10 protein-coding genes, 1 tRNA gene and 1 other RNA gene are annotated in these 15,110 nt (G+C 44.9%); 7 read left to right on the top strand and 5 right to left on the bottom strand.

All coding sequences use genetic code 11. From position 1 onward, the window contains the following. Positions 1–5: 5 nt before the first annotated feature. Genes D464_RS0109850 through D464_RS0109840 form a run of 3 tightly spaced genes read right to left on the bottom strand, consistent with a single transcriptional unit; the run spans position 6 to position 6,391 of the window. Positions 6–1,727: a BACON domain-containing protein gene (locus D464_RS0109850; protein WP_018911256.1), complete on the bottom strand. Its 1,722-nt coding sequence runs from the start codon at positions 1,725–1,727 to the stop codon at positions 6–8. 27 nt (positions 1,728–1,754) lie between these two features. Beyond that, on the bottom strand, positions 1,755–3,377 hold the full coding sequence (locus tag D464_RS0109845) for a RagB/SusD family nutrient uptake outer membrane protein (RefSeq protein ID WP_018911255.1): 1,623 nt from the start codon (positions 3,375–3,377) through the stop codon (positions 1,755–1,757). 14 nt (positions 3,378–3,391) lie between these two features. Next, positions 3,392–6,391, bottom strand: a complete 3,000-nt coding sequence (locus D464_RS0109840; protein WP_024985832.1) for a SusC/RagA family TonB-linked outer membrane protein — start codon at positions 6,389–6,391, stop codon at positions 3,392–3,394. A 734-nt stretch (positions 6,392–7,125) separates the two neighbouring features. On the opposite strand from D464_RS0109840, the gene D464_RS0109835 reads away from it, so the two are divergent. Then, the gene (locus D464_RS0109835; RefSeq protein WP_024985833.1) at positions 7,126–8,436 is read left to right on the top strand and encodes a M64 family metallopeptidase; all 1,311 of its coding nucleotides are present in this window, start codon (positions 7,126–7,128) and stop codon (positions 8,434–8,436) included. A 1,393-nt stretch (positions 8,437–9,829) separates the two neighbouring features. On the opposite strand, the gene D464_RS0109830 is transcribed toward D464_RS0109835, so the two are convergent. Together D464_RS0109830 and ffs are read right to left on the bottom strand one after the other, a co-directional pair. Beyond that, positions 9,830–9,903 (bottom strand) — tRNA-Thr (locus D464_RS0109830). A 3-nt stretch (positions 9,904–9,906) separates the two neighbouring features. After that, positions 9,907–10,003, bottom strand: an RNA gene (gene ffs, locus D464_RS13390) — signal recognition particle sRNA small type. A gap of 157 nt (positions 10,004–10,160) precedes the next feature. On the opposite strand from ffs, the gene D464_RS0109825 reads away from it, so the two are divergent. The 6 genes from D464_RS0109825 (at position 10,161) to D464_RS0109800 (ending at position 14,756) form a co-directional block, all read left to right on the top strand. Further along, complete coding sequence (locus tag D464_RS0109825) at positions 10,161–10,709, top strand: DUF4199 domain-containing protein (protein ID WP_018911252.1); 549 nt, start codon at positions 10,161–10,163, stop codon at positions 10,707–10,709. Positions 10,710–10,723: 14 nt separating this feature from the next. Next, on the top strand, positions 10,724–11,674 hold the full coding sequence (locus tag D464_RS0109820) for a glycosyltransferase family 2 protein (protein WP_018911251.1): 951 nt from the start codon (positions 10,724–10,726) through the stop codon (positions 11,672–11,674). 44 nt (positions 11,675–11,718) lie between these two features. Beyond that, entirely contained in the window at positions 11,719–12,234 is a 516-nt protein-coding gene (locus D464_RS0109815; protein WP_024985834.1) for a DUF6452 family protein, read from the top strand. Further along, positions 12,191–12,877, top strand: coding sequence for a DUF6048 family protein (locus tag D464_RS0109810; RefSeq protein WP_024985835.1), 687 nt, complete (start codon positions 12,191–12,193; stop codon positions 12,875–12,877). Before D464_RS0109815 ends, D464_RS0109810 begins: the two co-directional genes overlap by 44 nt. Positions 12,878–12,930: 53 nt before the next feature. Beyond that, positions 12,931–13,941 carry an FAD:protein FMN transferase gene (locus D464_RS0109805; RefSeq protein WP_018911248.1) on the top strand — a complete coding sequence of 337 codons (1,011 nt, stop codon included), beginning with the start codon at positions 12,931–12,933 and terminating at the stop codon, positions 13,939–13,941. Positions 13,942–14,093: 152 nt separating this feature from the next. After that, positions 14,094–14,756 (top strand): Crp/Fnr family transcriptional regulator, encoded by a 663-nt coding sequence (locus D464_RS0109800; protein WP_018911247.1) that lies wholly within the window; start codon positions 14,094–14,096, stop codon positions 14,754–14,756. Positions 14,757–15,110 lie beyond the last annotated feature (354 nt).

Genomic DNA, 15,110 nt, shown 5'->3' with positions numbered 1-15,110 from the left:
AAAGTCTAATAGTTAAGGTTCTTCTTAATTAAGTCTACATAGTGCTTACTCTTGTAGTAAGTGATGACAGTACGGCTCTCTTGCGGGCGAAGGTCTATCAGATTCTCACTGCCGCGATAGAAGGTTGCGAATCCACCACTTGCCTCTCTGAATAGGCTGTAACCCTTGTCTTCAACCGCACGGCGTGTGCTGAATGGTATAGAATATTCATACCAAGTATATACACCAGGCGTTCCTTGCTCCTCACGATTGTAGAAGACATCACCTCCCTGATAGAACACTTGACATGAACCAACAGTACCACTAAGGTCTTTATCTTTGACTAATCCAGCATCAATATCTTCTTCCGTGATACCTTGCCAATTAAAGAAGTAGATAACATAAGCTAATGTTCCGGGCTCGTAACTCTCGTTCTCTGGCACAAATATTAAGCGTGAGTAGCGACAGAGCGGATCCTCTGTTGTGGCTGTTACGTTCTCTGAATTAAACTGGTTGTTATAGTCTGGTTTCATACCACGTTGACGCTCGAACGCAACCACCTGATCGAGTTTGAACGCCTTATTATGTAGGTAATCAGAAGGGAAGACAGGGAATGTTTCGGCCTTACCATTACTATTGATTTTCAAGCTATTAGGCGTTTCGAGATACTTCATGCAGGCACTTCTAAAGATACCACCAGCCATCTTGAAGTTGTCAACAGAGTTATAAATCGTAATGAGACGAGTCTTATCTATCTCTTCATTAAAATACTGTGACTCTGTATCAAGGCGTTGCTTGTTACCTAATTTGAAGTTATTTTGCTTTAACCAAGGCTCGTATGAGTCTTGTTGGAATAGCTTACCTTTGGGTGCTTTAAGCCATGCGCAATACATATCCGTACCACTGTTCTTCTGCTGATAGAGGATGTGTGGAGCCTGTTCACCTGGTGAATGGAATACCGTAAACACCTTCTTTTGATCCTGATGATAGGGTAAGAGCGAGTCAATCTCAAATGCTTTATCACGGAGATTATGCCTTTCTGCCTCCATTGCTATTACCTTATTGATATCGAAGTTATCGAAATCCCACACTGGTAACTGGAACTGAACGTACCCATTCTGCATAATAGTTAACTCGTAATGCTTATTGCCATTGGATAGGAATAGCTTCTCACTTCGGCTGGTCTGTGCCCATTGGCTGTTACGCTCAATAGCGGTGAGGTTGAGTGTTAACTTGCGTTGCTTGAGGTCAACGTCATAGCTAAGCCAGTTGTTGGTAGCCTTGTCTAACTGTTCAACTGTCCAATTATCTGAATTGGAGATAACTTTTACCTCCACTCCTGTATGTGCCTCATGATTGAGGATCAGCGTACCATTACCGCCCTCAACAGCAATCGTTGGGTCTGTTCCGAATTGTGTCACAGTAATCGTCCGTTTGCTTGTTGGAGTCGCAATAGTAACCTCTGTGCGACGTTCGTCAGCATCATTATTGGCTGTAGCAGTTAACTCTAAGGTTGTTCCTCTTCGATTTGCTGTGAGCCAGGCATTGTGTGCCTCATTCTCAATCTGCCAATCATCGCCTAAAGAAGAGACATCAACAAGTTTCGTCTCACCCTCTTGTACAAGCGTTACTGCGGTTGATTCACCTAAGACAATACGCTCAGTCCCTCCTAAGACAAGATCCTTTTGGCATGCGACGGCTAAGACTGCTATTGCTAAGAATGCCCATATTTTTATTCTCTTATACATAGTGTTTCTTTTTTAATTATGCGTTATCTATTTATCTCCCCATCCTGGGTTAGGTAAGAGGTTGGTATTTATTAAGGTCTCATTCTTAGGTAATGGCCATACAAACATATAGTTGTCTGGTTGTATGTCGACCTTATATCCGCCTGCATAGAATGCTGCTGGTACCTTGTAATAATTCTCTCTTCCTTGGAAAGTACGCTTCTTTACGCCTTGTTTCCAGCGTCTCAAGTCCCAGAGGCGGAAGCCTTCATAAGCCAACTCACGTGCTCGCTCATTCTTTATCTCTTTATATAGAGCATCGCCAGTGAGGGTTGTTGGATCTAAACCACGTGATCTGCGCAATTGATTAAGATAGTTTTGTGCATCACTGATATTGCCTAAATCGTATGCAGCCTCAGCTACAATGAGATATTGTTCAGCAATTCGGAATGGCTTTGGAGCTTGATTCCCATTAGGCACATAACCACCCCAATGCGTGCTATTGAGTGTTGCGTAGTTAGGATTACCTTTAAACTTCGATATGACATAGAGCTGAGTTGAGGCATTCATATCATTGACTGTCGTATGGACGAACTCGAATAGAACCTGTGCACGGTGGTCGTTCTCGCCTGTAAAGAGATCGTTGATAACCTCCCGAGTTGGTACGTAGGCAGGCTTGTTGTAATCGCCTATCTTACTTGCATCATGTTGATTATCCCAATATGTGGCAGTAGACAAGTCAGCCCCGTAGAAACCTGTTGTTGTGGCAATCTCATTCTCTTTGTCCACGAAAGGTTGCCATATTTGTTCCATACCATTATCGTAGAACCACATCTGCGCAAAGGCATCTTTGCGTGGATCCACCTTATTGTTAGCATCCAATTGACCATAATAAGGAGTAATGAGAGGATATGTTCCGCGGTCGATTAGTTGCTTAGCCTCGGTATAAGCATTTGTCATGTCTCCCATATAAAGGTACACTCTTGCACGCAAAGCTTTAACTGCATCAGCACTAATCTCCGTATTTCCTTGTACAACGGCAACGTCATTTAGAAGAGAATCAGCCTTATGCAGGTCTGCAAGGATGAGCTTATAGGTATCTGCATTAGTAGCTCTTTTCGGTTTATCAATTGATCCAGGCTCTGTCTCCAATACCACTCCAAGATCCTTGTCAGCCGTATTTTTATCGTAAATCATACCCCAGCGTAAGGCTAAATTGAAGTGATAAAAGGCACGAGCAAAGTAGGCATCACCAAGAAAATGATTCCTTTGTACCTGTTCATCACTGCTCACCTCCATCTTTGGTAACAGCTTCAAGACAACGTTTGCATCGATGAGTGCTGCATAATAAGAGTGGTATAACTCCTGTAAAACAGCACTCTCTGGCTTGATAGTCCAGCCATGGAACTCACCATAAAGGTTGCCGAAAGCGGCGTGCGCATTAAGCATGTCTGCTTGAGCCTCTTGTGGAATAACATATCCACCACCGAACTTTCCACGTAGAGTTGAGTATATTCCATTATCCCACTTCTTGGCATCCTGCATGTTGCGATACGACTTTCCATAGTCTATGTAGTTAGCTGGATCACGATCCAAGTCGCATGCTTGCAACGTAAACAAGAGTGCGAATGCCCAAAATAATATCTTTGTTCTTTTCATATAGATACTCATTTTTTATGTTATTGTTAGAGACCAAGTTCCACTCCAACGCTCATCTGTTTTGTATTAGGGTTCACTCCATAAGAAACGTTGCGGTTTACTTCAGGGTCAATACCACGGAACTTCGTAAATGTTAATAGGTTACGACCTGTGAAGAATACCTTTGCTGAACGTATAACCTTTTGCTGTCCAAGTATTCTGCGAGGTAACTCATAGCCCAGAGTGAAGTTCTTTAAGCGCATGAAAGAAGCGTTTTCCAGCATCTTCGAGTCTAAATAAGTGCTCTGGTGTGAAGGGTCACGAACCCATGCAAGAGACGGAAATTCCGTCTTATCTCCTGGTTGTTTCCAATAGTCGAAGAGCCTTCTTGAACCATTGAAGTTATCTTTCTTGTCACGAACAAAGTAATCATTCTCATAGAACTGCTTATCCATTGAGATCATGTGTTTACCTAATGCAAAGAAGAAGTCAGCGTTCAGATAAAAGCCTTTCCAGTATGCAGAGATACCCCAACCACCAGTGAATGGAGTGTAAGCATCCACTCCAGTGTTCTGATTCAGCGAACTTGACCACTCGTTAACCACGTCCTTATCATCACGATGAGGCTTGTTTTTGTCTGCTCCCGGGCGATACCATTCAGGCACACCAGTATCAGGATTCACACCTTTATATAATGGTAAGACGAATTGAACAGGCTTTCCAACAACGTAAGAGAGCTGTCCACCTGGTTCTTGCCATGATTGCCTACCCTCGAAGAGTTCGAGAACTTTATCCTTATTATAGTTGAGGTTCGCATTAGCTGATACTCCCCAGTCGCGTCCACGTAGGATGTCTACATTCAACTGGAGGTCGATACCTTGGTTCAGATAGCGTCCTGCATTCTCGTAACGAGTAGGATAACCAGCACTACCAACTGTTAAACCAGATGTATAAGGTAGAGGAACTTCAAAGAGCATATCGCTTGTTACACGATTATAATACTCCACATTCAAGTCTAAACGATTGAGAATACGAGTCTTCACACCCACTGTGAACTTGCTTTGATGCTCCCATCCAAGGTCGGGATTACCCAGACTTATGAAGCCAAGACTCATGTCTCCCTTCTTCTGACCGACCTTTCCTGCATAAGCTGAAGTGCTATATGGCGGAATAGAAGAGTTACCTTGAGTACCGTAGCTCGCCTTTATGTCTAAGTCATTCAACCATGCCACATCTTGCAAGAACTTCTCTTTCTTTGCTTTCCATAACAATCCCAATGACCAGAAAAGACCGTTTCGCTTGTTCTTGCCGAAGCGTGAAGAGGCATCGTTACGTAGGACAAGATCAACGAAGTAACGCTCAGAGAAATCGTAAGATAACTGTGTGAAGAATGACAAGAAAGCGTATCCATTCGTGTCTTCACCGATATTCTTATTCTTAGTTGCATTGTTAAGCAAGTAGAGACGATCGTCCAGTATGCCTGAACCTGCAGCCGAGAAGCCATCATCCTTATAGTTGGTGTATTCATGTCCGAGCAGTGTTGTCAGGTGATGATCACCAAAGGTCATATTATACGAAGCCGTATTGGTGATGGTAATATTCGATGCCATTGAGAACGAACGTTCGGAACTTCCATTACCATAAGCACGATAATAGCTTGGAAGGGTACGTGAACGACTATTACCATAATCGAGCTCCAATCCTATTAAAGAGCGTAAGGTGAGGTTCTTAATAGGTGTAATAGTAAGATTACCATTGGTAGACAGGATGAAATTATTCGTCTTCGCAGGATTCGTAGAGATAACATGTGAAGGTGTGGCGATGTCTAATAAAGGAACGCGCACGAGTTCTTTGCCTGTATTAGGGTCGTAAGGTGAGGCAAAAGGAGCATTCATTGCTGCCAGTCCACCACCAACTGCATTGTTGTTACCAAAGGGAGATACGCGTGTAGCATCGTATGATACTTGGGTGTTAATATTGGCTCTTACCCAATCATTCAATTTCGCATCAAGGTTGATACGACCGAACACCTTTTTATAACTGGAGCCCATTCTCAAACCGTCCTGACTGAGTGCTCCACCTGAAAGATAGTATCTTACGCCCGTGTTTCCACCAGATACAGAGACATCAGCTGTGTACATTGGAGCTGATTGATAAACGTATTTATACCATTGAAAGTCGGTTTCTTTGAAGTATTTCTCTTTAAAGGTTGCAACCTCTTGAGGCGTATATATGCCTGTTTCTTCATAGTATCTTAGTAGTTCAGGTCCCGTCATCAACTGATCGAAGTAATCGGTATTTGCAAGTGAAGAGACCGCATATTGCGCACGAACATTTATACTGGGACGAGTCTCGGTGCGCCCTCTTTTCGTAGTTACATACATAACACCATTGGCAGCACGAGCACCATAGATAGAGGTTGCAGCAGCATCTTTGAGGAACTGCACGCTCTCGATATCATTAGGATTCATCGCTTGCAACACAGCCATACTGACCTGCATTCCATCCATGATAACCAATAGACCAGTACCCGCACCAAGCGATCCTTGCCCGTGAAGAGCCATAGATAAGCGTGCAGAAGGTTCACCAGAAGAGGAGAAGACTTGTAGTCCGCTCACCTTACCCTGCACGGCATCCAAGGGGTTAGCAACAGGTTTCATCTCAAGGTCTTTAGCACCAACTTTGATGACAGATGCCGATGTGTTTGCCACCTTCCGTTCCATGTAACCGACGACGACAACGTCATTCATCATTTGTTCAGTGGGCTCCATCTTGATATTCATTTGTGGAGCTGCGGTGCGTTCAACGCTGTTGTAGCCCACAAAACTGAATGTTAACTTCTCTCCACTACGCACGTTTAGGGTGAACGAACCGTCTATGTTCGACACAATACCCGACTTAGGTGCTGACTTAGGGATAATACTTACGCCCGGTAAGGCATCCCCATTCTCATCTACAATGTTACCCTTTACTGTTATAGACTGGGCTAAGGCAGAGCTTAATCCAGTGAACAGAAACAGGATAAACATCCACGTTCTTAGTTTCATAAATGTAATTATTCAGGTTGATTATTATCTTTGATACGACTTGGTTTGGCTATTAGAACGAGCTTAAAGCTTGCTTTCTTTGTGATATTGGATGGTTCTTAGTTTTCCTATGGAGGTTCATTACCACAGGTTAAACATGTTTGCAAATATAGGCATAATATTTGTTAAATAGGAAGTGAATGGTAATTTTTTTTTGATAAAACCGTATTTTTATTACTAATTGCATATATCTTTTATATATATACTTTATAGAAAGGATTTCAAAAAACCCCTATTTATTTTTAATTCAGTTTGCTGTCAGTTTTAACATTTACGTTATTTCATTCATTATCAATGGTTTATACACAGAAGCACAATGACAGTAGTGACAGCAAAAATAAAACTCCTCTCTATTCCGTAAACACTTTCTCATCCTGAGACTATTTCATCTTAACACTCTCCCCACTATCTTCCAGAATCTAAAATAACAGGAAAGAACCATGTGAGAAACCTCTATTCTACCTTTTTAAAGTTCTCTTTAGTATCAAAATAAACCAATAACAGCATAGCTCACAACTCTCAATAATAATCATAGCTATGGACTTTGAATGATGAATGATAAATTAATAATCTCCTTCTTGATGGTTATTATCATTAATTATTTATAACTTTGCAAATGATAGATATATAATGTTGAACAGATGATAACTATCTGGAGAAAGATAAAAAACAACTCTAACCAATTTTCAAGACCTATGAGAAAAGTCATTACTACCTTACTCCTCGCACTCTCCATGAGTACTGTTGCACAGGATTTCAACCATTACTTTGAGGATGCAACGCTGCGTTTGGATTACATCTTCGCTGGGAATGCGAAAGAGCAGACTATCGCTGTGGACGAACTATCACGTATCCCACATTGGTACGGCAAGCACGAACGACTCGCCGAAGTGCCTGTTGAGGGCAATGGACAGGTCATTGTGCGTGATCATCACACGCAGAAAGTGATCTATCGAAACTCTTTCTCCACCTTATTTCAGGAGTGGCTCACCTACGACGAGGCGCAGGGTGATAGCAAGAAATCGTTTGAGAATGTCTTTCTCGTACCTTATCCAAAGGACACGGCAGATGTAACTATCGAACTAAGGAACAACCGGCGCGAGGTTACTAACCGCATGACGCACACCGTTGCACCACGGGATATACTCATCCGGCACATCGGCGAGCGTAATGTCACACCTTATGAAACCTTGCAACAGGCTGCCGATCCTTCGCACTGCATACACATCGCATACATTGCGGAGGGTTACACCGAGACCGAGATGCCCACCTTTATAAAGGATTGTCGCATTGCGATGGAAGCCCTCTTCGCTCACGAGCCTTTCAAATCGCTGCGTTCTCGATTCAATATCGTGGCTGTCAAGGCCCCATCCGTTGATAGCGGGACGTCCGAACCATCGAAGGGTATATGGAAGAACACGGCTCTCCACTCACATTTCGACACTTTCTACAGCGACAGATACCTCACTACTCTCCACCTCAAAGACCTCCACAACTGGCTGGCGGGTACACCTTACGAGCACATCATCGTATTGGTAAACACGGAGAAGTACGGTGGTGGCGGTATTCTGAACTCTTACAACCTATCAATGACACATCACGCTTACTTTAAACCAGTGGTCGTTCATGAGTTTGGACACTCTTTTGCGGGTCTCGGCGATGAGTATGCTTATGCCAAAGAGGAGATTAACATGTATCCAAAAGACGTCGAACCGTGGGAACCGAACCTAACAACTCTGGTCGACTTCCACAACAAGTGGGAAGGAATGATCGATAAGAAGACTCCATTACCGACGCCCGAACCAACCGACTTAGATAAGCCGAACGCACGTAGAGATAAGTGGAAAGTGGGTGCATACGAGCCTGCTGGCTATGCTCAACACGGTGTTTACCGTGCTTACCCAGACTGTCGTATGCGCACAAATGCCCATCCCGAGTTCTGTCCGGCATGCACCCAAGCCATCACCCGATTGATTAAATTCTATACAGGAGAGGCTCCTCTTTAATTCAAAATTATGATCAGTTCTATTGTTGAAAAGCGTCAATAAGTTCTTTGCTGGGACATTTTTAACACGGAATACACGGATGGCACGAAGCCTAAAGGCGACACAGAGTTCCTTACGGAACACGAGATTCCACAGAAGCTCACGCCTACGTGTAATTCAAAATTCATAATTCACAATTCAAAATTATGATTAGGTAGAGTTGACGAGTGGACTGGTTGACAAGTAAACGAGTTGTTAGTTCTGTGGGAAATGGCACTATCTGCTCCCTCCTCTCCATTGGGAGAGGGGCGGGGGAGAGGCTTCACAGTAGGGACAGACGCCCTCGTCTGGAAACCCCACCCAGCCTCCCCCAAGGGGAGGAGTGCCTAATGGTAATCTATTTGAATGGTTCTTTCTATCCAAAGGGATGCCACAGAGTAGGGACAGACGCCCTCGTCTGTCCGTCAAAACACAGCTAATAAAAGCCTTCCCAAGCCCCTCCGACGGAGGGGATGTTGCTTAACGGGATGTCATGAAAGGGTAGATGGGCGGACAGACGAGGGCGTCTGTCCCTACTGTGTGGTATTATCTTTAATTAGCGGAACGCCCCTTTCAAAACGAAGGGGGCGTTTCTTTGTTTCGAAGGAAGCCTCTCTTGACAATGAAGAAACGCCCCCGTTGTCTGATGGTGAGTCTTCAAAGTAGGGACAGACGCCCTCGTCAGTCCGCATAAAGACAAGCAATAAAAGCCTTCCCCAACCCCTCCAAAGGAGGGGATGTCGCTTAATGGGATGTCATGAAAGAGTAGATGGGCGGACAGACGAGGGCGTCTGTCCCTACTCTGTGGCATTATCTTTAATTAAAGGAACGCCCCTTTCAAAACGAAGGGGGCGTTCCTTTGTTTCGAAGGAAGCCTCTCTTGACAATGAAGAAACGCCCCCGTTGTCTGATGGTGAGGCTTCAAAGTAGGGACAGACGCCCTCGTCTGTCCGCCAGAACACAGCTAATAAAAGCCTTCCCAAGCCTCTCAGAAGGAGGGGATGTCGCCTAACGGGATGTCATGAAAGGGTAGATGGGCAAGACAGACGAGGGCGTCTGTCCCTACAGGTTGGCATTATCTTTAATTAAAGAAACGCCCCTTTCAAAACAAAGAAGGCATTCCGTTGATACGAAGAGGGCGTTTCCTTGCAATGAAAAGGGCGTCTCTTCACATCGAAGAAACGCCCTCTTTGTTAGCAGATGGTACTATTCACGCCCCTCTCCATTCGGAGAGGGGACGGGGGAGAGGCTGTAGAGGGGACGTAGTGAGGCTCCTTGTACAGTCATACCAACCTCCATCAGCATTGCTAAAAACAAAAGAAGGTATGTCTCACGACATACCTTCTCTATTGTTCTTAGCCATTTTATCTATTCGAGCCTCTTGTCGGATTCGAACCAACGACCCCGAGATTACAAATCACGTGCTCTGGCCAACTGAGCTAAAGAGGCAGGTGGACAAGCGATTCCTATCGCACCGCTACAACCTTCTACCCTTGCTTTGTTCCCAACCTGGGGGATTTGAAGGGAGCTGGTCGTAGGAGACTTGTCCGTATGAAACGTTCTCCTTGCTTGGAGAAAGCGGTGCAAAGGTACACAATTAATTTATAACTACGAAAAGAAAGGACGCCTTTTTCGCATTTTAACAAATAATCTTAATTTTGATAAAGACGCACCTTTATATAATAAATAATCCGTAATTTTGCAGTATGACACACGATGAGATCAAACAGTTATCGGCGTATTCTCGATACGACGGGTTCTATCTTGCAATCCTTTGGGTTGCCAGTTTTGTTTGTTTGTTATATACGACTTACGTTCCTTTCCTAGGTCAGGTCTATACGATATTGCTCTTTTCTACACCTTTCTTCGTGGCTTATCGCTTTAAAAAGTTCCGTGAGGAAGGTCGCAATGGGGTAATTTCTTTTAAGCGCGGGTTGTTTTATTGCCTTCGAGTTCACTTCAATGCGGCGTTGATCTTCAGCCTTCTTCAATGGTTGTATATGAACTATGTTGACAACGGGAGACTGTTAGCTGTCTTCACAACCATCTATTCCACGCCCGAAGCAAAGCAGATGTACAGTCAGTTGAATGTATCTTACAACGATGTAATTCGGCTCCTTTCAATGATGACGGAACCGACTGTCTTGGCTGCAAATAGCTTTATAACAGCAGTGTTATCGGGCGTTGTTTTCTCATTAATCATTGCTGCGTTAATGATGAAGCAAGTACGCACCTCTAATTCAAAACAATATTAATTTGAACATACGCAATGGATATTTCCGTTATAGTTCCTCTATTCAATGAGGAAGAGAGTCTGCCTGAATTGCACGCATGGATACAACGCGTGATGAATGCCAACGGCTTTTCTTATGAAATAATATTTGTTAATGACGGTTCAACCGACAATAGTTGGGGAATCATCGAGGAGCTTCATCACAAGGACGAGCACGTTCACGGCATTAAATTCCGCCGTAACTATGGTAAGAGTCCAGCCCTTTATTGTGGCTTCAAAGCGGCTAAAGGCGATGTTGTCATTACAATGGATGCAGACCTGCAAGACTCTCCTGACGAGATACCAGGGCTTTACCAAATGATCACGGAGGATAAGTTTGACCTCGTAAGTGGCTATAAGCAGAAGCGGTACGACCCGTTATCTAAGACCTTGCCTACTAAACTTTTCAATGCCACGGCACGTAAGATCAGTGGTGTACATAACCTCCATGACTTTAATTGCGGACTGAAGGCTTACCGCCGGGATGTGGTGAAGAACATCGAAGTCTATGGTGAGATGCATCGCTATATACCTTATCTTGCCAAGGAAGCAGGCTTCGCTCGTATCGGAGAGAAGGTGGTTCACCATCAGGCACGCAAGTATGGTAAGTCGAAATTCGGTATTAATCGCTTCTTTAATGGCTATCTCGACCTACTCACCTTATGGTTCTTGACCAACTTTGGAAAGAAGCCTATGCACGTCTTCGGACTGCTTGGTTCATTCGTATTCTTCATTGGTTTCATCGCTCTTATTACTTTATTCGTCGAGAAGATGATAATGTTGTACAATGGAGAATATGGTGATCTCTTGTCGAATCATGCCTCTTTTTATATCGCTCTGACCGCTATTCTCTTGGGTACACAACTCTTCCTTGCAGGCTTCATAGGCGATTTGATCAGTCGGAGTAACCCTCGACGCAATGATTACCAGATAGAGAAAGAACTGTAAATAAGTAACTTATAAAGTGTAAATAATGACTAATAACGAATGATATGAGGCGTAAGACGATAAGCCGAAGAGGGCTGATAAAATATGTCTTAGGCGTTTTCAGCTGTTTTACCATAGGTTCACTCCTTGCTTTGACAGGCTGCTCTGACCTTGATTGTGGCGTTCACAATCCTGTAATGGCTAATTATGTCATACAGGGCGATAGTCTTCGTGATACTCTGACTATCAGTGCCATCCGTGGTAGCAAGCCCGACACTGTACTCGTCAACCGCCTTATTAAGACCACAAAATTCAGTCTGCCGATGAGCTACGGAGGTGCGCAAGACCGCCTGCGGTTCGTCCTCACCAATGCAGCTGGGCGTTCTGTCGTTGACACGATAACGATTAGTAAGACCAATGTGAGCCACTTTGAAAGTGTTGATTGTGCGCCCGCTTTCTTCCATAAACTCACTGCCGTGAGTACAACGGGACGCGGAATTAGTCAGATAAGTATCAACAATCCCAACGTAGACTACGATGGAACGAAAGAGAATATACACATTCGTATTACTCGCCCTTAGTCTTCTTCTGTTGCAGCCAACGGCTCTTCGGGCACAACAGAAGCGTAAGGCACAACCCGTACAGGCTGATACTGTATCGTTCTTCAGGGGCGTTGCAGTTGGAGTAGACGTCGTCGGACCCACTATGAAGGCTCTTTCTGCCTACGGACAATACGAAGCCTTATTGCGAGTGAACATCCGCGACAAGTATTATCCAGTGCTGGAACTCGGTGTGGGACAGGCTGATAAGACCGCTGATGAGACCTCGACACAGTATAAAACACGTGCCCCATACGGTCGTGTGGGTATGGACTTCAATGTACTCAAGGACAAGCACGATGTCTATCGCGTCTTGGTTGGCGGCAGGGTGGGCTATACCAGCTTCAAATATGACGTCAATGCGCCTGCCGTGAAAGACCCCATTTGGGGCGGATTAGTGCCCTTTGGCGGTACTGACGTGCGTTCGCACCTGCTTTGGTTAGAGGCTTCTTTCGGTGTAGATGCCAAAATCTGGGGACCAATACGTATGGGTTGGAGCGTGAGATATAAGATTCGTGCGCATCAGAAAAGCAATGACTTGGGCGAACCTTGGTATGTGCCGGGATACGGAAGGGGCGGTTCCTCAACGCTCGGAGCCACATTTAACGTTCTTCTCGAACTATAACCACTCATCTAACAAACATCCCTTTCCATCACTAAAATGACCAGATTACGATAATGAAGAATAAGAAACTCTATTGGCAAATACCCTTTCTTTTGGTGCTGCTCATTGGTTCTATCGCCATTGTGAGGTGTCAGCACGATATGCCGTATCAGCATAATACGGGCTTTATCTTCGGTACTGTCTATCACATCACGTACCAGAGTGATGAAGACCTGCAGCCCGAGATTGATGCAGAACTTAAACGCGTCAACCAGACCTTCTCTACTTTTGAGCCGTCATCGGTCATTTCGTTGATCAATCAGAACAAACCCGTCAAGGTGAATGAGATGTTTGATGAGGTGTTTACACTCGCTCAACAGGTATCGAAAGAGACCAATGGTGCGTTCGACATCACGGTTGCACCAATGGTAAACCTGTGGGGCTTCGGCTTCAAAACGGGTGTTCATCCATCGAAAGAGAAGATTGATAGCTTGCGACAAATCGTTGGTTTTAATAAGGTGAAACTGGTTGGTAACACCATTCGCAAGCAAGATCCGCGCGTTATGTTAGACTGTTCTGCGATTGCAAAGGGCTATGGTTCCGATTGCGTAGCACGTTTGCTGCAAAGCAAGGGAGTAACGAATTTCATGATAGAGATAGGTGGTGAGATCGTAACCAAGGGCAACAGCGAAAAGAGATTGCCCTGGCGTATTGGTGTGACAAAGCCTACGGACGACAGTGTGAACGTCAATCAAGATTATGAGGCGGTGCTGAATGTGACCGACCGAGCTATGGCGACGAGTGGAAACTATCGTAACTTCTATTATAAAGGAGGTAAGAAATATGCGCACACCATCAACCCTAAGACAGGATACCCCGTCCAACACTCCCTTCTTTCGGCTACTGTTCTTGCCAAGAACTGCGCCACTGCGGATGCATACGCCACCTCCTTCATGGTAATGGGCATAGAGAAAGCCAAGCAGTTACTCGATCGTCACCCCGAGTTGATGGCGTATTTTATTTATTCAGATAGCAAGGGGAAGCTAAGAGTTTGGTATAGTAAAGGCCTCACCCCCGCCCAATAAAAGCCTCACCCCCGCCCCCTCTCCGAATGGAGAGGGGAGTAGATAGTACTGTAAATGAAGATTAGGAAGTCTTGAACAAACCATTTTCTTTCTATCTATTCACTCCCCTCTCCATTCGGAGAGGGGGCGGGGGTGAGGCTTTTTTTTCGCTTATGTTACAACTTCACAACGACCTTCTCCGCCTCCCACTCTTCCTCGGAATAGGCACAGATGAGCTTTCCGAGATTGTTGGACACACCAAGTTTGGATTCCATAAACTGTCGGCAGGGCAGCTACTAGCGGCAGAAGGCGACCGATGTACACAACTCTTCTTTCTCATGGCAGGCTCACTGAGTGTGGAGAGTCATGCTGATAACCATCGATACAGTATCATCGAAGAGTTATCAGCACCAGCTGTCATACAACCAGAACACCTCTTCGGACTCATGTCGAGATACTCCCGTACATTCTCTGCAAAGACCGATTGCAGCTTACTGGCACTCAGTAAGGAGGAGATTCTCTGCCTCCTTGATTCCTACCTCATCTTCCGTTTGAATTTTCTCAACATCCTTTCCATGCAAGCGCAACGGCAGGGTCGCATTCCATGGAGGCAGAATCCGAGTGAAATTCGCCAACAATTCTTTGCCTTCTTACGCCTCCGTTGTATCACGCAAGCTGGTAAGAAAGTACTCAAAATAAAGATGGAAACACTCGGACATGAGCTTCATCAAAGTCGTCTGAACGTCTCCCGTATGCTCAACCAGCTACAGGCAGAAGGTATGATAACCATCAGTCGTGGTGTTATCATCGTCCCCCAGCTGGAGTTGTTGCGGTAGGGATAGCCCCTCCCAACCTCTCTGAATACCCCACCCAACCTCCCCCAAGGGGAGGAGTGCCTAACGGAAGTTATTTAGGAGATGCCTCACCCACACCATCTCTCCTATTGGAGAGGGGAGTGAATAGTACTATTTGCATACGAAGATAATACCTCACTGTAGGGACAGATGCCCTCGTCTGTCCGCCCATCTACCCTTTCATGACATCCTGTTAGGCAACATCCCCTCCTTCGGAGGGGCTTGGGAAGGCTTTTCTTAGCTGTGTTTTGACGGACAGACGAGGGCGTCTGTCCCTACTTGTGGATATGTCCTTCATTTAAAGAGGGCGTTCCTTCACATCGAAGAGACGCCCTT

Source organism: Prevotella veroralis DSM 19559 = JCM 6290 (assembly GCF_000377625.1).
Classification (GTDB): Bacteria; Bacteroidota; Bacteroidia; order Bacteroidales; family Bacteroidaceae; genus Prevotella; species Prevotella veroralis.
The sequence above is the reverse complement of the archived record's forward strand: the minus strand, read 5'-3'. Positions and strand labels throughout refer to the sequence as shown.

Excerpts from the sequence above, each read along its gene's own strand:
- D464_RS0109815 (WP_024985834.1), top strand. The coding sequence starts at position 11,719 with ATGAGGCGTAAGACGATAAGCCGAAGAGGGCTGATAAAATATGTCTTA.
- D464_RS0109835 (WP_024985833.1), top strand. The coding sequence starts at position 7,126 with ATGAGAAAAGTCATTACTACCTTACTCCTCGCACTCTCCATGAGTACT.
- D464_RS0109805 (WP_018911248.1), top strand. The coding sequence starts at position 12,931 with ATGAAGAATAAGAAACTCTATTGGCAAATACCCTTTCTTTTGGTGCTG.
- D464_RS0109850 (WP_018911256.1), bottom strand. The coding sequence starts at position 1,727 with ATGTATAAGAGAATAAAAATATGGGCATTCTTAGCAATAGCAGTCTTA.
- D464_RS0109840 (WP_024985832.1), bottom strand. The coding sequence starts at position 6,391 with ATGAAACTAAGAACGTGGATGTTTATCCTGTTTCTGTTCACTGGATTA.
- D464_RS0109820 (WP_018911251.1), top strand. The coding sequence starts at position 10,724 with ATGGATATTTCCGTTATAGTTCCTCTATTCAATGAGGAAGAGAGTCTG.
- D464_RS0109810 (WP_024985835.1), top strand. The coding sequence starts at position 12,191 with ATGGAACGAAAGAGAATATACACATTCGTATTACTCGCCCTTAGTCTT.
- D464_RS0109845 (WP_018911255.1), bottom strand. The coding sequence starts at position 3,377 with ATGAGTATCTATATGAAAAGAACAAAGATATTATTTTGGGCATTCGCA.
- D464_RS0109825 (WP_018911252.1), top strand. The coding sequence starts at position 10,161 with ATGACACACGATGAGATCAAACAGTTATCGGCGTATTCTCGATACGAC.
- D464_RS0109800 (WP_018911247.1), top strand. The coding sequence starts at position 14,094 with ATGTTACAACTTCACAACGACCTTCTCCGCCTCCCACTCTTCCTCGGA.